The sequence below is a fragment of the Streptomyces termitum genome (assembly GCF_014650175.1).
Classification (GTDB): Bacteria; Actinomycetota; Actinomycetes; order Streptomycetales; family Streptomycetaceae; genus Streptomyces; species Streptomyces termitum.
Genome location: NZ_BMUL01000006.1, coordinates 131690 through 152157, shown reverse-complemented (window position 1 = coordinate 152157; position 20468 = coordinate 131690). Strand labels below are relative to the sequence as shown.

16 protein-coding genes are annotated in these 20468 nt (G+C 74.8%); 12 read left to right on the top strand and 4 right to left on the bottom strand.

Annotated elements, in window-relative coordinates; genetic code table 11:
• Window positions 1-74: 74 nt before the first annotated feature.
• The 3 genes from IE219_RS13625 to IE219_RS13615 form a co-directional block, all read right to left on the bottom strand.
• Entirely contained in the window at window positions 75-1367 is a 1293-nt protein-coding gene (locus IE219_RS13625; RefSeq protein WP_189977303.1) for an MFS transporter, read from the bottom strand.
• 140 nt (window positions 1368-1507) lie between these two features.
• The gene (locus IE219_RS13620) at window positions 1508-2164 is read right to left on the bottom strand and encodes an MBL fold metallo-hydrolase (protein WP_189976946.1); all 657 of its coding nucleotides are present in this window, start codon (window positions 2162-2164) and stop codon (window positions 1508-1510) included.
• Window positions 2165-2197: 33 nt separating this feature from the next.
• On the bottom strand, window positions 2198-2887 hold the full coding sequence (locus IE219_RS13615; RefSeq protein WP_189976945.1) for a maleylpyruvate isomerase family mycothiol-dependent enzyme: 690 nt from the start codon (window positions 2885-2887) through the stop codon (window positions 2198-2200).
• A 226-nt stretch (window positions 2888-3113) separates the two neighbouring features.
• Between IE219_RS13615 and uvrA the strand changes: the two genes are divergently transcribed.
• The 6 genes from uvrA (at window position 3114) to IE219_RS13585 (ending at window position 12186) form a co-directional block, all read left to right on the top strand.
• Window positions 3114-6128, top strand: coding sequence for an excinuclease ABC subunit UvrA (uvrA, locus tag IE219_RS13610; protein WP_189976944.1), 3015 nt, complete (start codon window positions 3114-3116; stop codon window positions 6126-6128).
• Window positions 6129-6524: 396 nt separating this feature from the next.
• The gene (uppS, locus tag IE219_RS13605) at window positions 6525-7259 is read left to right on the top strand and encodes a polyprenyl diphosphate synthase (RefSeq protein ID WP_189976943.1); all 735 of its coding nucleotides are present in this window, start codon (window positions 6525-6527) and stop codon (window positions 7257-7259) included.
• Window positions 7256-9661 (top strand): MMPL family transporter, encoded by a 2406-nt coding sequence (locus IE219_RS13600; RefSeq protein ID WP_189976942.1) that lies wholly within the window; start codon window positions 7256-7258, stop codon window positions 9659-9661. Before uppS ends, IE219_RS13600 begins: the two co-directional genes overlap by 4 nt.
• Window positions 9658-10263 carry a phosphatase PAP2 family protein gene (locus IE219_RS13595; RefSeq protein ID WP_189976941.1) on the top strand — a complete coding sequence of 202 codons (606 nt, stop codon included), beginning with the start codon at window positions 9658-9660 and terminating at the stop codon, window positions 10261-10263. Before IE219_RS13600 ends, IE219_RS13595 begins: the two co-directional genes overlap by 4 nt.
• A gap of 36 nt (window positions 10264-10299) precedes the next feature.
• Window positions 10300-11559 carry a wax ester/triacylglycerol synthase domain-containing protein gene (locus IE219_RS13590; RefSeq protein WP_189976940.1) on the top strand — a complete coding sequence of 420 codons (1260 nt, stop codon included), beginning with the start codon at window positions 10300-10302 and terminating at the stop codon, window positions 11557-11559.
• Between the two features lie 189 nt (window positions 11560-11748).
• Complete coding sequence (locus IE219_RS13585; protein ID WP_189976939.1) at window positions 11749-12186, top strand: Rieske (2Fe-2S) protein; 438 nt, start codon at window positions 11749-11751, stop codon at window positions 12184-12186.
• Window positions 12187-12297: 111 nt separating this feature from the next.
• Here the strand turns inward: IE219_RS13585 and IE219_RS13580 are convergent, their stop codons facing one another.
• The gene (locus tag IE219_RS13580) at window positions 12298-13227 is read right to left on the bottom strand and encodes a hypothetical protein (protein ID WP_189976938.1); all 930 of its coding nucleotides are present in this window, start codon (window positions 13225-13227) and stop codon (window positions 12298-12300) included.
• A 307-nt stretch (window positions 13228-13534) separates the two neighbouring features.
• On the opposite strand from IE219_RS13580, the gene IE219_RS13575 reads away from it, so the two are divergent.
• The 6 genes from IE219_RS13575 (at window position 13535) to whiA (ending at window position 20242) form a co-directional block, all read left to right on the top strand.
• On the top strand, window positions 13535-14167 hold the full coding sequence (locus IE219_RS13575; RefSeq protein ID WP_189976937.1) for a papain-like cysteine protease family protein: 633 nt from the start codon (window positions 13535-13537) through the stop codon (window positions 14165-14167).
• Window positions 14168-14169: 2 nt separating this feature from the next.
• On the top strand, window positions 14170-15018 hold the full coding sequence (locus IE219_RS13570) for a hypothetical protein (protein WP_189977301.1): 849 nt from the start codon (window positions 14170-14172) through the stop codon (window positions 15016-15018).
• Window positions 15019-15242: 224 nt separating this feature from the next.
• On the top strand, window positions 15243-17222 hold the full coding sequence (gene uvrC, locus IE219_RS13565; RefSeq protein ID WP_189976936.1) for an excinuclease ABC subunit UvrC: 1980 nt from the start codon (window positions 15243-15245) through the stop codon (window positions 17220-17222).
• Complete coding sequence (gene rapZ, locus IE219_RS13560) at window positions 17209-18225, top strand: RNase adapter RapZ (RefSeq protein WP_373298825.1); 1017 nt, start codon at window positions 17209-17211, stop codon at window positions 18223-18225. The genes uvrC and rapZ overlap by 14 nt, the downstream gene beginning before the upstream one ends.
• Complete coding sequence (locus tag IE219_RS13555; protein ID WP_189976934.1) at window positions 18222-19262, top strand: gluconeogenesis factor YvcK family protein; 1041 nt, start codon at window positions 18222-18224, stop codon at window positions 19260-19262. The genes rapZ and IE219_RS13555 overlap by 4 nt, the downstream gene beginning before the upstream one ends.
• Window positions 19253-20242, top strand: coding sequence for a DNA-binding protein WhiA (gene whiA / locus IE219_RS13550; RefSeq protein ID WP_189976933.1), 990 nt, complete (start codon window positions 19253-19255; stop codon window positions 20240-20242). The genes IE219_RS13555 and whiA overlap by 10 nt, the downstream gene beginning before the upstream one ends.
• The last annotated feature ends 226 nt before the right edge of the window (window positions 20243-20468 follow it).

The window sequence follows — 20468 nt, the reverse complement described above, 5'->3', positions numbered from 1 at the left end:
CCTTCCCGCGTGACGGCGGCGGCCGGTCCGGGCACTCCCCGGACCGGCCGCCGCCGTTCCCGTACCGCCGCCCGTCAGGCGGGCGCGCCCCCGACGGCCTCCTCCCGCTCCGGGAGCCGCTCCGGCAGCGTCTCGGGCAGGAGGGCGAAGCAGCCCAGGCTCACCAGCGCCACCACCGTCAGATAGGCCGCCACGCCCCACGGCGGGCCCGAGCCGCCGTCCGACAGGGCGGTCGCCACGATCGGCGTCAGCGCCCCGCCCAGCACCCCCGCCAGGTTGTAGCCCACCGCCGCGCCCGTGCACCGCACCCGGGGCTCGTACAGCTCCGGCAGGTACGCGGCCACCACCGCGAACATGGTGATGAAGGCGAGCAGCGCCCCCAGGAAGCCCAGGAACATCAGCACCGGCTGCCGGGTGTGCAGCAGCGCCACCATCGGGAACATCCACAGGGCCGCCGCCGCGCACCCCGCCAGGCAGAGCGGCCGCCGCCCCCAGCGGTCGGCCAGCAGGGCCACGAAGGGCGTCACGGCGCCCTTCACCGCCACCGCGGCCATCACGCAGACCAGCATCACCGTGCTGCTCACGCCGAGCCGCTCGGTGCCGTAGGCCAGCGCCCAGGTGGAGACCGTGTAGAAGATCGCGTACCCCACGGCCAGCGCCCCGGCGGTCAGCAGCACCAGCCGCCAGTGCCCGCGCACCACCTCGGCGAGCGGCGCGCCCGCCCGCCGTCCGGCCGCGGCCAGCTCCTCGAACTGTGGGGTCTCGGCGAGCGAGGAGCGCAGCAGCAGCCCGCCGGCGGCGAGCAGGCCCGCCGCCCAGAACGGCACCCGCCAGCCCCAGGTGCGGAAGTCGGCGTCGCTCAGGCCGGCGGTGAGCGCCAGCATCACCCCGTTCGCGAGGAGGAAGCCGACGGCCGGGCCGATCTGCGGGAAGCTCGACCACAGCGCCCGGCGGTGCGGCGGGGCGTGCTCGGCGGTCAGCAGGACGGCGCCGCCCCACTCGCCGCCCAGACCGAGCCCCTGGAGGAAGCGCAGCACGAGCAGGAGCAGCGGCGCGGCGACGCCGATCGACTCGTACGTGGGGACGCAACCGACGGCGACGGTGGCGCAGCCGGTGAGCAGCAGCGAGGCGAGGAGCACCGGGCGGCGGCCGTGCCGGTCGCCGACGTGCCCGAAGAGGACCGAGCCCAGCGGGCGGGAGAGGAAGCCGACGGCGAAGGTGCCGAAGGCGGCGAGGGTCCCGGCGAGCGGCGAGAAGGTGGGGAAGAAGAGGGGCCCGAGGACGAGGGCGGCGGCCGTCCCGTAGACGAAGAAGTCGAAGAACTCGATGGCGGTGCCGACCAGCGAGGCGGCGGCGAGCCGGGCCATCGGGGGCGCCGGGCGGGAGACCGGCGGCGACGGAGTGTGACGGGGGTGCATGTGCCGCCAACTGCCCGGCCGCCGTCCGGGTTACGGGGGCGTGCGGAGGCGCCCCCGGTGGCACCGGGGGCGCTCGGGTGCCGGGCGGGTCACCAGCCGCGCTCGCGCCACTCCGCGAGGTGCGGGCGCTCGTCACCGAGCGTGGTGTCCTTGCCGTGGCCGGGGTAGACCCAGGTCTCGTCCGGCAGGGCGTCGAACAGCTTGGTCTCCACGTCCCGCAGGAGACTGGCGAAGGCCGCCGGGTCCTTCCAGGTGTTGCCGACGCCGCCGGGGAAGAGGCAGTCGCCGGTGAAGACGTGCGGGTGGCCGTGCGGGTCGTCGTAGACCAGCGCGATCGAGCCCGGGGTGTGGCCGACGAGCCGGCGGGCGGTCAGCTCGACCTCGCCGACCCGGACCACGTCGCCGTCCTCGACGGGGACGTCGGTGGCGACCGGGATGCCCTCCGCGTCGTACGCGCCCGCGTACGTGGCGGCGCCGGTCGCGGCGACCACCTCGGCCAGGGCCTGCCAGTGGTCGCCGTGCCGGTGGGTGGTGACGACGGCGGCGATGCCGTCGTCACCGATCAGCGTGAGCAGGGTCTCCGCGTCGTTGGCCGCGTCGATCAGCAGCTGTGCGCCGGTGGCCCGGCAGCGCAGCAGGTACGCGTTGTTGTCCATCGGGCCGACCGCGACCTTGGAGATCATCAGGTCCTTCAGCTCGTGGACGTCGGCCGGACCGCCCACCCTCACCGCTCCGCTGTACGTCATGGGCTCAGACTAGCTCCGCCGGGGCTCCTCGGGTCAGAGGGGCGGGAGCTGGGGGAGGGGGCCGCCCTCGGTCTTCAGGGCGGAGCCGTCGCGGCGTCCGGCGAGCCAGCCGAGGAGCTCGGGAGCGGGGCCGGAGACGGCCACCGGGCCGCCCTCGGCGCCGCCGCCGGTCGTCCACGTCCGGCCGTCGTCGGCGCGGAGCCCGGTGGAGGGGACCTGCGGGTGGCCGGCGAAGCGCTCGGCGAGGAAGTCGATCTCCCGTCGGACGAACTCCTCCGGGAGGTCCTCCAGCTCGTAGCCGCAGCCGAGGTCCACGTGGTGCAGGGCCACCTCGACCCAGCGGCGGAAGGGGACCCGGGAGGCGCTGTCGGTGACGCCGTTGCGCAGCTCGACGACGCGGTCCCAGTCGGCCGGCGCGGCGGCCGACTCCTGGAAGAGGCCGGCGGTCGCGCGCACGTCGGCGAGCTGGACGTCGAGCGGGCGGGGGGCGTCGCGCTCGATGTCGGCGTCGCGCGCCTCGGCGCTCGGGTACATGGGGCGGCCCTCGAAGACGTTCACCAGGGCCTCGGCGTTCCGGGCCAGGTGGGCGAGGACGTGGCCGCGCGTCCAGCCGGGAAGCCGTGACGGCTCGGCGGCGGAGGCGTTGTCCCAGGAGGCGGCGTCGGCGAGCAGCCGCTCGGTGGCGTCGCGGACGGATGCGAGGTCGTGCTCGTGATCGATCATGACGCCGACCCTAGCGTCGGCCACTCGTTCGGGTGAAGCAGACGAGCAACCGCCGGAAATCGAATGTACGTGCTATAAGCTCGGGAGAGGTGACCGACGCCGAGGAAGCTTCCGGCATCCTTGGGCGTTGAACGCTTGTCGGGTGCCCGGACGCCTGCGGGTCTCCAGGCGCATCCGCCCCCTCACGACAGACACATCCGCTCTCTGAAGAAAGGTGCGGACCGGCGTGGCCGACCGTCTCATCGTCCGTGGCGCGCGCGAGCACAACCTCAAGAACGTCTCGCTCGACCTCCCCCGCGACTCCCTCATCGTCTTCACCGGACTCTCGGGATCGGGCAAGTCCTCCCTCGCGTTCGACACGATCTTCGCCGAGGGGCAGCGCCGGTACGTCGAGTCGCTCTCCTCGTACGCCCGGCAGTTCCTCGGCCAGATGGACAAGCCGGACGTGGACTTCATCGAGGGCCTCTCGCCCGCCGTCTCCATCGACCAGAAGTCGACCTCGCGCAACCCGCGCTCCACGGTCGGCACCATCACGGAGGTCTACGACTACCTCCGCCTGCTCTTCGCCCGCATCGGCAAGCCGCACTGCCCCGAGTGCCGCCGGCCGATCTCCCGCCAGTCGCCCCAGGCCATCGTCGACAAGGTCCTGGAGCTCCCCGAGGGCAGCCGCTTCCAGGTCCTCTCCCCGCTGGTGCGCGAGCGCAAGGGCGAGTTCGTCGACCTCTTCGCCGACCTCCAGACCAAGGGCTACAGCCGCGCCCGGGTCGACGGGGAGACGATCCAGCTCAGCGAGCCGCCCGCGCTGAAGAAGCAGGAGAAGCACACCATCGAGGTGGTCGTCGACCGCCTCACCGTCAAGGACGGCGCCAAGCGCCGCCTCACCGACTCCGTCGAGACCGCCCTCGGCCTCTCCGGCGGCATGGTCGTCCTCGACTTCGTCGACCTCGCCGAGGACGACCCCGAGCGCGAGCGGATGTACTCGGAGCACCTCTACTGCCCGTACGACGACCTCTCCTTCGAAGAGCTGGAGCCCCGCTCCTTCTCCTTCAACTCGCCCTTCGGCGCCTGCCCCGACTGCACCGGCATCGGCACCCGCATGGAGGTCGACCCCGAGCTGGTCGTCCCCGACGAGGAGAAGTCCCTCGACGAGGGCGCCATCCACCCCTGGTCCCACGGCCACACCAAGGAGTACTTCGGCCGGATGATCGACGGCCTCTCCCAGGCCCTCGGCTTCCGCACCGACATCCCCTACGCGGGCCTCCCGCAGCGGGCCAAGAAGGCCCTCATGCACGGCCACAAGACCCAGATCGAGGTCCGCTACCGCAACCGGTACGGGCGCGAGCGCGCCTGGACCAGCCCCGCCTTCGAGGGCGCCGTCTCCTTCGTGAAGCGGCGGCACGGCGAGGCCGAGAGCGACTCCAGCCGCGAGCGCTTCGAGGGCTACATGCGGGAGGTGCCCTGCCCCACCTGCCGCGGCACCCGGCTCAAGCCGATCGTCCTCGCGGTCACGGTGATGGACCGGTCCATCGCCGAGGTCTCCGCCATGTCCATCAGCGACTGCGCCGACTTCCTCTCCCGCCTCACCCTCGACGCCCGCGACAAGAAGATCGCCGAGCGGGTCCTCAAGGAGGTCAACGAGCGGCTGCGCTTCCTCGTCGACGTCGGCCTCGACTACCTCTCGCTCAACCGCGCCGCCGGCACCCTCTCCGGCGGCGAGGCCCAGCGCATCCGGCTCGCCACCCAGATCGGCTCCGGCCTCGTCGGCGTCCTGTACGTCCTCGACGAGCCGTCCATCGGCCTGCACCAGCGCGACAACCACCGGCTGATCGAGACCCTGGTCCGCCTCCGCGACATGGGCAACACGCTCATCGTCGTCGAGCACGACGAGGACACCATCAAGGTCGCCGACTGGGTCGTCGACATCGGCCCCGGCGCCGGCGAGCACGGCGGCAAGGTCGTCCACTCCGGCTCCCTGGAGGAACTCCTCGCCAACGAGGAGTCGATGACCGGGCAGTACCTCTCCGGTCGCCGGGCGATCACCACCCCGGACACCCGCCGCCCGGTCGACCCCGCGCGCGCCCTCACCGTGCACGGGGCCAAGGAGAACAACCTGCGGGACATCGACGTCTCCTTCCCGCTGGGCGTCCTCACCGCCGTCACCGGAGTCTCCGGCTCCGGCAAGTCGACCCTGGTCAACGACATCCTCTACACCCACCTCGCGCGCGAGCTGAACGGCGCCAAGGCGGTGCCCGGCCGGCACACGCGGGTGGAGGGCGACGACCTCGTCGACAAGGTCGTGCACGTCGACCAGTCGCCCATCGGCCGCACCCCGCGCTCGAACCCGGCGACGTACACCGGCGTCTTCGACCACGTCCGCAGGCTGTTCGCCGAGACGATGGAGGCCAAGGTCCGCGGCTACCTGCCCGGCCGCTTCTCCTTCAACGTCAAGGGCGGCCGCTGCGAGAACTGCTCCGGCGACGGCACCATCAAGATCGAGATGAACTTCCTCCCGGACGTGTACGTGCCGTGCGAGGTCTGCCACGGCGCCCGCTACAACCGGGAGACCCTGGAGGTCCACTACAAGGGCAAGTCCATCGCCGAGGTCCTCGACATGCCCATCGAGGAGGCCCTGGACTTCTTCGAGGCCGTCCCGACGATCGCCCGCCACCTGCGGACGCTCCACGAGGTCGGACTCGGCTACGTCCGGCTCGGCCAGTCCGCGCCGACCCTGTCCGGCGGCGAGGCCCAGCGCGTCAAGCTCGCCTCCGAGCTCCAGAAGCGCTCCACGGGCCGCACGGTCTACGTGCTCGACGAGCCGACCACCGGCCTCCACTTCGAGGACATCTCCAAGCTGATCAAGGTGCTGTCCGGTCTCGTCGACAAGGGCAACTCGGTCATCGTCATCGAGCACAACCTCGACGTGATCAAGACCGCGGACTGGATCATCGACATGGGTCCCGAGGGCGGCAGCGGCGGTGGCGTCGTCGTCGCCGAGGGCACCCCGGAGCAGGTCGCCTCGGTGCCGTCCAGCCACACCGGAAAGTTCCTCCGCGAGGTCCTCGGCGCGGACCGCGTCAGCGACGCGGCCGCGACCGCCCCGGCGGCCCGGACGCGGAAGACCGCCGCGAAGAAGCCCGCCGCCAAGAAGGCGGCGACCGGGAAGACGGCCGCGAGGACGACGGCCGCGGCGGCGAAGAAGGCCCCGGCCAAGAAGACGGCGGCCCGCACCCGCAAGGCGTGACCGCGGGGGCCCTCCCGAGGCCCCGCGATCCCGCCGCCCGGGAAGGACGGCGCACGCGTACGGCTCCCGTACGCGTGCGCCCGCGTGCGACCACCGCGGTGGCGGCGCTCCCGCCCCCCGTGCGCGGGACGCCCGGCCCCGGCCTCCGACCGTCCGGCGGTCCACCGCCCCGGTGGTCCGGTCGCCGGGCACTCCGGCGCGGGCCGGTCGGTCGTTCGCAGGAAGAACCGGACGGTGCGCCCAGGTGTGTTCGAGCCGGACCCGGAGCGGCGTCAACCGCCGGACCCGGGGTGACACGAAGGGCTGAGGATTGCAGCGCGGAGGGTGATCCCGCGCCTCCGGCCCCCCGGGGTGGCAGCACACTACAGACCAGCTACCGCATGTGAGGAGCAGGTCGTGCACACACCTCCGCGTCATGTCGCCTTGATCATGGACGGCAACGGCCGCTGGGCCGAGCAGCGGGGATGCGAGCGCGTCGACGGCCACGCGGCCGGCGAGGACGCCTTCGTGGAGAGCGTGCGGGCCGCCGTGGACGGCGGGGTCACCTGGCTGACCTCCTTCGCGTTCTCCACCGAGAACTGGCGCCGTCCGCGCTCCGAGGTCGACTTCCTCATGCGGCTCAACCGGCGGGTGCTCCGCGACAACGTCCACGACTGGAACGAGATGGGCGTCCGCGTCCGCTACCTCGGGGTGGCCGACGCCCGCATCCCGGAGGACGTACGCGAGGAGATCGCCGCCGCCGAGGAGCTGACCCGCGACAACGGCACCCTCACCCTGACCGTGGCCCTCGACCACGGCGGCCGCCGCGACCTGGCGCGCGCGGCGCGCTCGATCGTCGCGCACGGCGTACCGGCCGACCAGGTCACCGAGGAGACCCTCGCCGGGCACATGCAGTTCCCCGACATGCCCGACATCGACCTGCTGGTGCGCACCTCCGCCGAGCACCGGCTGTCCAACTTCATGCTGTGGCAGGCCGCCTACGCCGAACTGGTCTTCCTCGACGTGCTGTGGCCCGACTTCCGCGCCGAGCACTTCAGCCAGGCGGTGGAGCTCTACCACCGGCGCCGGCGCCGCTTCGGCGACGTGCCCCGGCCCGCGGAGCCGGCCGCCGCCGTCAGCGCGGGCGCGTGAGCGCGGGGCCCGACGGACAGCACGACCCGGCCCGGCGCCGCCCCTCCGGATGGCCGCGCGCGCTGCGGCGCCACGCCGGCCGGATCCTGGCCGGACTCGGCGTCCTGCTGGCGGTGTCGGCGGTGCTCGGCGCGGACACCGCCCACCGCCTGTCGGCGGGCGGATACCAGTACCGGGACGCGGCGACCCGGCGGGCGGTCGACGTCCTCGCCTCCGACTTCCGCCTCCCCGCCGACGCGAACCTCGTCGTCACCGTGCACGGGCGCGACGGCGTGCGGTCGGGAGCGGCGGCCGCCGCGGGCCGGGCCCTGGCGGACCGGATCCGCGCCCACCCCGACGTGACGGTCGCGGCCGACCCGTGGACGGCTCCTCCCGGCTCCCCCCTCTTCAGCGCGGACGGCCGCACCGCCCTGGTCCTCGTGCACGTCGCCGGGCCGGAGCGCGCCGCCGCCGCGACCGCCCGGAAGCTGGCCGACCGGGCGGCGCGCACCGGGGGAGTGGAGGTGGGGGCGGCCGGCCGGGCCCTGGTCCAGGGCGAGCTGACCCGCGACGCTCAGGACGCGCTGCTGCGCGCGGAACTCCTCGCCGTCCCCCTGACCTTCCTCGCCCTGCTGCTGGCCTTCCGGTCCCCGACCGCGGCGCTGCTGCCCCTCGCCGTCGGCGTGGTGGCCGTCACCACGACCCTGGCCCTGCTGCGGCTGCTCACGGCGGTCGTCCCGGTCGGCGTCTTCGCCCTCAACCTCACCACCGCGCTCGGCTTCGGCCTCGCCGTGGACTACAGCCTCTTCCTCCTCTCCCGCTACCGGAGCGAACGCGCCGCGGGACACGACCGCGACCGGGCCCTGGACATCACCGCCCGCACCGCCGGCCGCACGGTCGCCTACTCCGCGCTCGCCGTCTGCGCCGCCCTGCTGGCCCTGCTGTTCTTCCCGGTCTACGCGCTGTCGTCGCTGGCCTACGCGGGGCTGAGCGTGATCGCCGTCGCCGCAGTGAGCGCCGTGACCGTGGTGGTGTGCGCGGTCGCCCTGCTGGGGGACCGGGGCGACCGGCTCCTCCTGCCGGCCGCGCCCCCGGCCCGCGCCCAGGGGGAGCGCTGGGCCCGGCTCGCCGCCCTGGCGAGCGCGCGCCCCTGGCGGTGGGCCGTCCCGTCGGTGCTGCTGCTGTGCGCGCTCGCCGCGCCCTTCGCCCACGCCACGTTCACCCCCTCCGACGAGCGGATGCTGCGCGACACCTCGGCCGTGGCGGAGGCGACGGAGCGGATCCGTACACGGTTCGATCCGCGCGACCTCGACCCCGTGTGGCTCCTGCTGCCCCCGGGCTCGGCCCGCGACGCCGGGACCGCCGCGTACCTCCGGGCCGTGGCCCGCACCCCGGGCGTGGCGCGGGCCGCGGTCCTGACCTCACCCGGTCCGGCGGGCCGCGCCGTGGTCCGGGTGGTGACCGCCGGCGCGCCGAGCGGCGACGGGGCGGCGGCGACGCTGGCCCGCCTCCGGGCGCTCCCCGCGCCGGGGCCGGTCACCGCCGTGGGCGGCACGGTGGACCGGGCCGACACCCTCGCCGCCCTGGCCGGGCGGCTGCCCTGGGCGCTGGGCTTCCTGGCCGCCGGCACCTTCGTCCTGCTGTTCCTCTTCACCGGCAGCGTGCTGATGCCGGTGAAGGCCCTGGTCCTGGCGGCCCTCGGGCTGACCGTCGGCATGGGCGTGCTGGTGGCGGTCTTCCAGGACGGGTACGCGGCGTTCCTGCTCGGCGACGTCAGCGCCCCCGGATACCTCGACCCCTCGGTCGTCATCCTCGTCGTCTGCGTGTGCTTCGGGCTCGCCACCGACTACGAGATGTTCCTCCTCTCCCGGCTGCGCGAGCACCACCTCCTCACCGGCGACACGCGCGCCGCCGCCGTCGAGGCCGCGCGGCGGACCTCCGCCACGATCTCCTGGTCCGCCGTCATCCTGATCACCGTGCTGCTGACGCTGGCCGCCTCGCCGCTCACCATGCTGAAGATGGCAGGGATCGGGAGCGCGCTGAGCGTCCTGGTCGACGCCTTCGTCATCCGGCCGGTCCTCGTGCCCGCCGCGCTGGCCTTCTTCGGCCCCGCCAACTGGTGGGCCCCGCCGTGGCTGCGCCGCCTCCACGCCCGCGTCGGCCCGCACGAACACCCGCCCGCGCCACCCGCCCGGACCGCGCCACCGGCCCGGGCCACCTCACCGCACCTGCCGCACCCACCGCACCTGCCGTACCCGCCCGCCCCATCGAGCCCGGTCACATCACCGCACGCGCCCGGGGCACCGCCCCCGCCCGCCCCGCCGCCCCCGGTCGTCCCCGTACCCGCCCGTCCCCCGACACCGCCGACGGCGGCGGCCGACGCCGCCCGCCGGTCCACGGCATCCGCCCCGGAGCATTCATGACCGCCACCGTTCCCGCCCCGTCCCGGGCGGCGTCCTCGCGCGCCGCCCGCCTCGTCAGCGAACTGCTCGACCCGGTGCCCTGCCTGGTCCTCGTCACCGTCCTGACCGGCTGGCACGCCGGCCGCCTCCAGGGCGTCGCGTGGGGCCTGTTCGCCGCGTTCTTCTCCGCCGCCGTGCCCCTCGCCCTGATCACGGCCGGCCGGCGCCTCGGCTACTGGGACAGCCGCCACCTGCCCCGCCTCAAGGACCGTCTGCTCCTGCTGCCCGCCTGCATGGCGTCCGTCGCCGTCGGCCTCGCCGCGACGGCCGCCCTCGACGCCCCCGCCGAGATCACCGCCCTGCTGGTCGCGATGGTCTGCTCCGCGGCCGTGGTGCTGGGCATCACCACGGTGTGGAAGGTGTCCCTGCACACCTCGGTGGCCTCGGGCACGCTCACCGTCCTCACCCTGGTGTACGGGTCCCCCACCCTGGTCCTGGCCCCGCTGATCGTCCTGCTCGGCTGGTCCCGGGTCCGGCTGGGCGCCCACACCCCCGCGCAGACCGTCGTCGGAGCCGTCCTGGGCACCCTCGTCGGCGGCCCGGTCTTCGCCCTCCTGCGCTGACCGCCCGCCCCCGCCCCCTTCCCGACAAGGCGCCCCGTGTTCACCGCCACCCGGCCCGGTCTCATGGACCTGACCCTGCACGACATGGCCCAGAAGCAGCCCCGGCTGGACCAGACGCTCGGCGTCGTCCTCCAGCTCGACGGCCGCCCGCCCGCGCTCGCGGAGCTCCGCGCGCACGTGGCCGGCCGGCTGGACCGGCTGCCCGCCCTGACCCACTACCTCCACGGCCCCGGACTGCGCGCCCGCTGGGCCCACGACCCCCGGCCCGACCTGGAGCGGCGCGTGGGGGAGCGGGCGGTCGCCGCCGGCCCGGACCGCCTCGACGCCGCCCTGGAGGACCTGCTCGCCCACCCGCTGCCATGGGACCTGTGGCTGCTGCACGGCCACGCCCCCGGCCGGTACGCGCTCTGCTACCGCCTCCACCACTCCTGCCAGAACGGCGGGGCCCTGCGCCACGTCCTGTGCACGCTGTTCGGCGCCGCCCCCGCAACCGCCGCGCCCGCAACCGCCGTCCCCGCAACCGCCGCGCCCGCGCGGCCGGAGCCCCGGGCCGGAGTCCGCGTCCACGCCCGGACGCTCGGCGGCATGCTCGGCGCCCTCGCCCGCAACGACCTCTGGAACGACCCCGCCCACCCCCTGCGCAACGCCCGCACCGGCACCTGGGCCAGTGCCCCGACCCAGGTGCTGCGCGCCGTCGGGGCGGCCCGCGGCGGCAGCGGCAACGACGCCCTCCTGGCCGCGCTGGCCTCCGCCCTGCGGACCTGGACGCGCGCGTACTGGCCGCGCGGGGCCGGCCGGGCGGTCCCCGCGGCCATGATGGTCGACGTGCGCCGCCCCCACGAGGCGGACCGCCCCGGAAACCTGTTCGCCCACGCCACGCTCCCGCTGCCCAGCCACCGGCCCACCCACGAGGAGCGGCTCGACGCGATCGTCGCGGCCACCCGGCGACCGAAGGACCCCCTGGTCCGCGCGGCCACCCGCACCCTCCTCGACCGGACGCCCGCGTGTGTCGGCCGGGCCGTCGCGGACCGGGTCACCACCCCGCCGCGCGCCGTCGTCGACACCTCCCACGTCGTCTTCCCCCACCCGCTGAGCTACCGGGGCGACCCGGTCACCGGGGTCCGGATCGCCACCTGGCTGCCCCGCCACCACCCCGCCTCGATCGTCGCGTGCAGCTACAACGGCACCACCGGCGTGTACTTCCTCACCGACGCCGCCCTCCCCGGACTCCACCGGCTCGCCGGGTGGTGGGAGGAGGCCGTCGCCGAGGCCCACGCGGCGACCGCGCCCGCCTGAAGGACCCCGTACGGCGTCCGCACCGGCCGGTGAAGGGGCCCCGTACGGCGTCCGCACCGGCCGTCGAAGGGGCCCCGTACGGCGTCCGCACCGGCCGTCCCCGCGCGACGGGTCCCGCACGAAACCGGCCCAAACGGCGCGGGTATCGTCGGGGCAGACCACCCGTCCCCCGCCCCGTGGAGAGCGATCATGTCCGGCCAGTCCACCCGCCGCACCGTCCTGAAGGGTGCCGCGCTCGCCGGTGCCGCCGGGCTGGGTGTCGCCGCCTGCTCCACCGACTCCAAGCTGGGCCACGCCCAGACGCCGACCCCGACCGCCCCGGTCGCGCTCGGCTCGCCGGACGAGGTACCGGTCGGCGGCGCCAAGCTCTACCGCGAGCAGCGGGTCCTGGTGAGCTGTCCGGCCAAGGGCGAGTACAAGGCGTTCAGCGCCCAGTGCACCCACGCCGGCTGCGTCCTCGACAAGATCGAGGACAACGCGGGCAACTGCCCCTGCCACGGCAGCCGCTTCGACGTCACCACCGGCAAGGCCCTCCAGGGCCCCGCCACCGTGCCGCTCCCCGCGGTCGAGATCCGCGTCGAGGGCGGGCAGCTCGTCGCCGGTCCCAAGACCGCCGCCGGCGCCTGACGCCCGCCCCCGCGGTCCCGGGAGCCACCGGAGCCCCGGGGCCTCAGGCCCCCGGGAGTCCCGGACGCCCCGGGGGACCCGACAGCCCCGCACACCCCGGACGCCCCCGGCTCAGGCCCAGTCCCAGTCGATCCCCAGGATGCCGGGGCGCACGCCCTGCTCCACCAGGTGCACCGTGCGGTGCCGGCCGCTGAGCGTCAGCTCCGTGCGGCCCCCGCGCGGCGCGCCCGCCGACGCCTGGGCGAAGCGCCGGCACCGTACCGGCAGCGCCGCCTCGTCGAAGCGGACCTGGAGCACGTACTGCCCGCCCGCGAAGCTGAATCCCCGCTGGTACTCCGCGCCTGGTCCGGCCGTCCCGTCGTCGAAGCCGTACGAGAACAGGTGGGTGTCGCCCGCCCGCAGCCGCGCGTCGAAGAGGAGCTCCGCGACCACCACCCCGGTCCCGGCGTGCCAGCGCACCCGCCCCGTGCGGCAGTTCTCCAGCGCCCGCACCCGCACCCGCGCCGGGTCGCAGCCCGGGTCGCCGAGGTGGAGGGCGAGATAGCGGTCCACGCCGTCCCGGTGCGCCCGCACCACGTGCTGAGATTCGCGGCCCAGGAGTTCCCGGTCCGCCCCGATCCGCACCCGCTCGTGGTGGCCCACCGTGTGCAGCCCGCCGTCCGCGGGCGATTCCAGCTCCGCGAACAGCTCCTCCACCACCCCCGACGCCTCCACCAGCGAGCGGTACGAGCGGCCCGCCGGCCGTTCCGCGCCCTCCCGGGCCGCCGCGTCCTCGGAGAGCAGCCGCAGGAGGGAGTTCCCGGGCAGCTGGAGCACCTCCTCCAGGGCCCGCACCGCCTTCAGCGACTCCGGCCGCTGCGGCCGGCGGGCCCCCTGCTGCCAGTAGCTCAGCGAGGTCACCCCGACCCGCACGCCCCGGTGGGCGAGGTGGTGCTGGACCCGCTGGAGCGGCAGCCCGCGCACGGCGAGCGCGGTGCGCAGCGCCAGGTGGAAGGGACCGGTGTGCAGCAACTGCACCAGATCGGCCTCGGTGTGGCTCACACGGGCTCCTCGGTGTGCTCGGCGTACGGCGGAGGCGTACGGCTCGTACGGATGTGCGGGGCGGTGGGAGCGCGGGCGCGCGTGGTGAACGTTCACGCCCGGGGTACGGACCGCCACGGCCCGGACGGCGGGCGGGCAGGTGGGACACGGACGCCCGTTCACACCCGCGCCGCACCGTTCACAGCCCGATGCCACCCCGCATTCAAGCGTGTTGACCCGCTCCCGACAACGATCGATGCTCCAAGCGGCGTCCGGACGTCACCTCCACCCCCACCCATCCCCACCCCCACGCACTGGGAGGAACCCCATGCGCAGACGACTCCAGAGCAGGAAGAAGGGCCTGGTGGCGCTCGCCGCCGCCGCACTCCTCCTCGTCCCCGGCGCGGCCACGGCGTCCGCCGCGCCGGCCCCCGCCCCCGCGACCGCCACCGCCCCGGCCGCCGGGAGTGTCGCGGTCCTCGGCGCCCAGCGCCTGAACATCACCATGCAGGCCCAGCAGAAGAGCAACTGGTGCTGGGCGGCCTCCGGGAACACCATCGCCACCTGGTTCGGCCGCGGCTACACCCAGAACCAGTTCTGCAACGCCGCCTTCCAGCGCCAACAGGGCTACGAGTGCCCCAACTCCCAGGCCACCCTGGCCCACGTCCAGACCGGCCTGAGCTGGGCCGGCGTCCGCCCCGGCGCGTACGTCGACGGCTGGCTGCGCTACCCCACCGTGCAGGCCGAGATCAGCGCGGGACGGCCGGTCGAGACCCGCATCCAGTGGTCCTCCGGCGGCGGCCACATGCACGTGCTGTACGGCTACGACGACGCGAACAGCTGGGTCTACTGGGGCGACCCCTGGCCCTCCAGCACCCGCTACAACTGGGCCTCCCACGCCTGGTACGTGAACAACGCCTCCTTCTCCTGGACCCACTCCCTCTACCGGATCGGGGCGTGACCATGACCGCCAAGGCCCTCGTGACCGCGACCGCCGCCGCCCTCCTCGCCCTCGCGGGCGCGGCCCCCGCCACGGCCGCCCCCGACCCGCTGCCGGCCGCGCCCACCGCCGAGCGCGCCGCCGCCGCGCCGGAGACGCTCGCCACCCTCGGCCGCTTCTTCGCCCGCGACGAGGCGCCCGCCCGCGCCGCCGCCGGGGCCCGCGCCGCCGCGCCCCGGATATCCGGCGCGTCCGTCCCGGTCCGCATCCTCTCCCCGGACTTCGTCGCCGGACGGCCCGGCGCCCCGGTGGCCCGCGAGGAGTACCGCGCCAGCCTCGCCGTCGCCGCCGACGGGCGGACCGCCTCCCTGTGGACGGTGAAGCGCGCCGGCGGCTGGCAGGTGGTGAACATCGCCACCGGCGACGACGAGACCCGCTACACCGGCGAGGGGGCCCGCAGGCTCCCCGGCGGCCTCGTCTTCCGCGAGCCGCAGATCGACGCCTGGTACGTCCAGAAGGGCGGCAGGGTGCTCCCGCTGGACGAGGACGCGGTGGCGGCCGTCGGCGCGGGCGGCACGACCCTCGCCGCCTACCGCGAGCGGGTCGCCCGCGCCTACGGCGACAAGCTCCCCGGCTCCGGCTACGCCCGGAAGGGCGCGGCGGGCGGCTACGGCCCCGAAGCGGCCGGCACGGCCCCCGGGGCCGCCCCCGCCACCGCGGCGGAGCCGGGCACCCGCCACCAGCCGGCGGCGGCCACCGCGGCCTCCACGGCGGCCGCCCTCGGCGCCGCGACCGCCCTGGCCCTGATCGGCGCCGCCACCCTCCGCCGCCGCGCCGCCGCCCGCCGCACACCCCCCTCCGACCGCCCCTGACGGCTCCCCCCGTCCCCGACCCGCATCCGCTTTCCCCCTGCTCCCGACGGCTCCCCGCCCCTCCCCTTCCACCGCCGTCCCCTCCCACCCGCCGCCCGGCCCACGAGGCCGCCGGCACCCCCGGCCCGGGCCGCCCACGAGGCGGTCCGGGCCGCCGGGCGCGCGCCCTCCCCGGGGCCCCTTCCCGCCCCGCCGTGTCGGTCCGCGCCAGTAGGGTGGGAGCCATGGCCGACCCCTCCAGCTACCGCCCCGCGCCGGGGCAGATCCCCGACTCCCCGGGCGTCTACAAGTTCCGGGACGAGCACCGCCGGGTGATCTACGTCGGGAAGGCGAAGTCCCTGCGGCAGCGGCTGGCGAACTACTTCCAGCCGCTGGTCAACCTGCACCCGCGCACCGCCACCATGGTCACCACGGCCGCCTCCGTGGAGTGGACGGTCGTCTCGACCGAGGTCGAGGCGCTCCAGCTGGAGTACTCCTGGATCAAGGAGTACGACCCCCGGTTCAACGTGAAGTACCGGGACGACAAGAGCTACCCCTACCTCGCCGTCACGCTGAACGAGGAGTTCCCCCGCGTCCAGGTCATGCGCGGCCACAAGAAGAAGGGCGTGCGCTACTTCGGGCCGTACGCGCACGCGTGGGCGATCCGCGAGACCGTCGACCTGATGCTCCGGGTCTTTCCCGTCCGGACCTGCTCGGCCGGCGTGTTCCGCAACGCCGCCTCGGCCGGCCGCCCCTGCCTCCTCGGCTACATCGGCAAGTGCGCGGCTCCCTGCGTGGGCCGGGTCACCCCCGAGGAGCACCGGGAACTCGCCGGGGAGTTCTGCGACTTCATGGCCGGCCGCACCGGCACCTACCTCCGCCGCCTGGAGAAGCGGATGACGGAGGCCGCCGAGGAGATGGAGTACGAGCGGGCCGCCCGGCTGCGCGACGACATCGAGGCGCTGCGCAAGGCCATGGAGAAGAGCGCGGTCGTCCTCGCCGACGCCACCGACGCCGACCTGATCGCCCTCGCCCAGGACGAGCTGGAGGCCGCCGTCCAGATCTTCCACGTGCGCGGCGGCCGCGTCCGGGGCCAGCGCGGCTGGGTCACCGACAAGGTCGAGGCCGTCGACACCGCCGGACTCGTCGAGCACGCCCTCCAGCAGTTGTACGGGGAGGAGAGCGGCGACACCGTGCCCAAGGAGGTCCTGGTCCCGGAGCTGCCGGACGACGCGGAGGCCGTCACCGCCTGGCTCACCGCCCGGCGCGGCTCCGGCGTCTCGCTGCGCGTCCCGCGGCGCGGCGACAAGAAGGACCTCCTGGAGACCGTCGCGCGCAACGCCCAGCAGGCCCTCGTCCTGCACAAGACCAAGCGTGCCGGCGACCTCACCACCCGCTCCCGGGCCCTGGAGGAGATCGCCGAGGCCCTGGAGCTGGACGCGGCGCCGCTGCGCATCGAGTGCTTCGACATCTCGCACCTCCAGGGCGAGGACGTCGTCGCCTCCATGGTCGTCTTCGAGGACGGGCTGCCCCGCAGGAGCGAGTACCGCCGCTTCCAGATCAAGGGCTTCGAGGGGCAGGACGACGTCCGCTCCATGCACGAGGTCATCAGCCGCCGCTTCAGGCGCTACCTCGCCGAGAAGGAGCGCACGGGGGAGTGGGAGGAGGCCGAGGAGCCCGGCGAGGCGCCGGAGGAGACCGGCCGCTCCCGCCGCTTCGCCTACCCGCCGCAGCTCGTCGTGGTCGACGGCGGGCAGCCGCAGGTCGCCGCCGCCCGCCGCGCCCTGGACGAGCTGGGCATCGACGACGTCGCCGTCTGCGGCCTCGCCAAGCGCCTGGAGGAGGTGTGGCTGCCCGGCGACGACGACCCCGTGGTGCTGCCCCGCTCCAGCGAGGGCCTCTACCTCCTCCAGCGGGTGCGTGACACGGCTCACGACTTCGCCATCCGCTACCAGCGGTCCAAGCGGACCAAACGGCTCCGCAGCAGCCCCCTCGACGCCGTCCCCGGCCTCGGCGACACGCGCAAGCAGGCCCTGATCAAGCACTTCGGCTCGGTGAAGCGGCTGAAGCAGGCGACAATCGACCAGATCTGCGAGGTCCCCGGCATCGGCCGGAAGACCGCGGAGACGGTCGCCGCGGCCCTCGCCGCGGCGGCCCCCGCCGCCCCCGCCGTGAACACGGCCACGGGCGAGATCCTGGAGGACGACGAAGGTGCCACCCTGTGACCGGGCGGTCCCGGAGACCGGCCCCCACGACCGAGCACTTCCGCGCGACGGGCACACGCACGATGCGCACCACCGAGAAGACGGAGCAGCACACGTGAGTACGGGCACGAAGGAGACCGCCGGCGAGAACGGCGCCGAGGCGGCCATCCCCGAACTGGTGATCATCTCCGGCATGTCCGGCGCCGGCCGGTCCACCGCGGCGAAGTGCCTGGAGGACCTCGGCTGGTTCGTCGTGGACAACCTGCCGCCCGCGCTGATCCCCACCATGGTGGAGCTCGGCGCCCGCTCCCAGGGCAACGTGGCCCGGATCGCCGTCGTCGTCGACGTCCGCGGCCGGCAGTTCTTCGACGCCCTGCGGGAGTCCCTCGCCGACCTCGACGCCAAGCAGGTCACCCGCCGGATCGTCTTCCTGGAGTCCTCCGACGAGGCCCTGGTCCGCCGCTTCGAGTCGGTCCGCCGCCCCCACCCGCTCCAGGGCGACGGCCGGATCGTCGACGGCATCGCCGCCGAGCGCGACCTGCTGCGCGAACTGCGCGGCGACGCCGACCTGGTCATCGACACCTCCAGCCTCAACGTGCACGAACTGCGCGCCAAGATGGACGCCCAGTTCGCCGGCGAGGAGGAGCCCGAACTGCGGGCCACCGTCATGTCCTTCGGCTTCAAGTACGGCCTGCCGGTCGACGCCGACCTCGTCGTCGACATGCGCTTCCTGCCCAACCCGCACTGGGTCCCCGAGCTGCGCCCGTACACCGGCCTCAACGAGGAGGTGGCGAACTACGTCTACAACCAGCCCGGCGCCAAGGAGTTCCTGGACCGCTACACCGAGCTGCTCCAGCTGATCGCCGCCGGCTACCGCCGCGAGGGCAAGCGGTACGTGACCATCGCCGTCGGCTGCACCGGCGGCAAGCACCGCTCGGTCGCCACCGCCGAGAAGCTCGCCGCCCGCATCGCCGCCGAGGGTGTGGAGACCGTGGTCGTCCACCGCGACATGGGGCGCGAGTGAAGCCGTACCGCCGTCGCCCCTCCTCCACCCTCTCGGTGAAGCGGGCGCTCCGCAGGCGCGGCGCCCAGCCGAAGGTCGTCGCCCTCGGCGGCGGCATGGGCCTGTCCGCCTCCCTCGCCGCGCTGCGGCGGATCACCGGCGACCTCACCGCCGTCGTCACCGTCGCCGACGACGGGGGCTCCAGCGGCCGGCTCCGGGAGGAGCTCGGCGTGCTGCCCCCGGGCGACCTGCGCAAGGCGCTCGCCGCGCTCTGCGGCGACGACGACTGGGGCCAGACCTGGGCCCGGGTCATCCAGCACCGCTTCCGGTCCCAGGGCGAGATGGGCGGCCACGCCGTCGGGAACCTGCTGATCGTCGCCCTCTGGGAGCAGCTCGGCGGCGACCCCGTGCAGGCCCTCGACCTGGTCGGCCGGCTGCTCGGCGCCCAGGGCCGGGTGCTGCCCATGTCGGCCGTGCCGCTGGAGCTCCAGGCCCTGGTCAGGGGCCACGACCCGGAGCGCCCGGACGACGTGGACACCGTCCGGGGCCAGGCCACCGTGGCCCTCACCCCCGGCGAGGTGCAGTCCGTGCACCTGGTCCCGCACGACCCGCCGGCCGTGCCGGAGGCGGTCGAGGCGGTCCTCGACGCGGACTGGGTGGTCCTCGGCCCCGGCTCCTGGTTCTCCTCGGTGATCCCGCACCTGCTCGTGCCCGAACTGCTCGACGCGCTGGTCGAGACGAAGGCCCGCAAGGTGCTCTCGCTGAACCTCGCGCCCCAGCCCGGAGAAACAGAGGGCTTCTCACCGCAGCGTCATTTGGAGGTTTTGGGACGACACGCCCCTAAACTCGCCCTGGACGTGGTGCTGGCCGATGAGGCCGCCGTGCCCGACGTGTCGGCCAGCGAGCCCCTCGTCGACGCCGCCAAGCGGCTCGGCGCCGCCCTGGAACTGGCACCGGTGGCCCGCGCCGACGGCTCTCCGAAGCACGACCCGGAGCGCCTGGCCGCCGCGTACGACCGTATTTTTCGGATGCATGGAAGGATCGGCCCATGGCGATGACGGCAGCGGTGAAGGACGAGATCTCCCGGCTCCCCGTCACCCGGACCTGCTGCAGGAAGGCGGAGGTCTCGTCGATCCTTCGGTTCGCGGGCGGTCTGCACCTGGTCAGCGGCCGGATCGTGATCGAGGCCGAGCTGGACACGGCGATGGCGGCCCGGCGGCTGAAGCGGGACATCATGGAGATCTTCGGGCACAGCTCGGAGCTGATCGTGATGGCCCCCGGCGGACTGCGCCGGGGCTCCCGCTTCGTGGTGCGGGTGGTGGCGGGCGGCGACCAGCTGGCCCGGCAGACGGGACTGGTCGACGGCCGGGGCCGGCCCATCCGGGGCCTCCCCCCGCAGGTGGTCTCCGGCGCCACCTGCGACGCCGAGGCGGCCTGGCGGGGTGCCTTCCTCGCCCACGGCTCGCTCACCGAGCCGGGCCGGTCCTCCTCCCTGGAGGTCACCTGCCCCGGCCCGGAGGCCGCGCTCGCCCTGGTCGGCGCCGCCCGCCGGCTCTCCATCGCCGCCAAGGCCCGTGAGGTCCGCGGCGTGGACCGGGTCGTGGTCCGCGACGGCGACGCCATCGGCGCGCTGCTGACCCGGCTCGGCGCGCACGAGTCGGTGCTGGCCTGGGAGGAGCGGCGGATGCGCCGCGAGGTCCGGGCCACCGCCAACCGGCTGGCCAACTTCGACGACGCCAACCTGCGCCGCTCGGCCCGCGCCGCCGTCGCCGCCGGGGCCCGGGTGCAGCGCGCCCTGGAGATCCTCGCCGAGGAGGTGCCCGAGCACCTCGCGGCGGCCGGCCGGCTGCGCATGGAGCACAAGCAGGCGTCCCTGGAGGAGCTGGGCGCGCTCGCCGACCCGCCGCTGACCAAGGACGCGGTCGCGGGCCGCATCCGCCGCCTGCTGGCGATGGCCGACAAGCGGGCCCAGGACCTGGGCATCCCGGGCACCGAGTCGAACCTGACGGAGGAGCTCGACGAGAGCCTCGTCGGCTGACGCGCCCCGGACGGCCTCCCGTACGGCCCCCGCCCCTTCCCGGGCGGGGGCCGTCCGCGTACCGGAGGGAACGGCCCGCCCACCGGAGGGGGGTGTCCGCATACCGGAGGGGAGTGTCCGCGTACCGGAGGGACGCTGTCCGGGTACCGGTACCTCCGTCTTTTCATGCGGAGTCCGTAACTCCCCTGTGCAGAAACGTTTCTGACGCGGAGTCGCGGACGGTCCT